Raw genomic sequence first — 508 nt, 5'->3', positions numbered from 1 at the left:
TGATGAAGCAAAGGATCAGTTGTTCAGCATAATACTGAAAATTTCAGCAGAGTGCTGACGTGCTACTGTCATATCCCAGCCTCCAAGACCACGTAAAATCGTTCTGATTGTTTTTTTGATCTCATTATGAATATCAGTCTGCTTTTTCCATATCGGTGACAACATGACTTCAGCGATATCAGGGTGGCTAAAGATGCCTTTAGTCCATGCTAGAGCTTCAGCTTCCTCTACCTGTTTTTCCAGATAGTTGAACACGGCTCGCTCTGTTGCTGTACCCAAGCCCATTTCAGATGGTTTCGCATCTTTATCACGTATACGCTGAGCAAAAAGCTCTAGCTGTTCTAGGAATAGTGCTTGTTCAATACGTCCTTCACGTTCATCTTGGATAAGCTTTTCTAGCTCTTCTTCCAAGTCACCAAAGAAGGCAGGATCTTTACCTTTACCCGTCTTAATGGTGTGCTTGAGTTTGTTCTTCATGACTAATGCTGCACTCCCTGCACTTTTTTGT

General features: G+C 42.5%; 1 pseudogene. It reads right to left on the bottom strand.

Annotated elements, in window-relative coordinates:
- Window positions 1-15: 15 nt before the first annotated feature.
- Window positions 16-508 (bottom strand): annotated as a pseudogene (locus R8O11_RS31545) (type I restriction endonuclease subunit R); the annotation flags it as partial.

It is taken from the genome of Vibrio sp. 1288 (assembly GCF_033344475.1).
The sequence above is the reverse complement of the archived record's forward strand: the minus strand, read 5'-3'. Positions and strand labels throughout refer to the sequence as shown.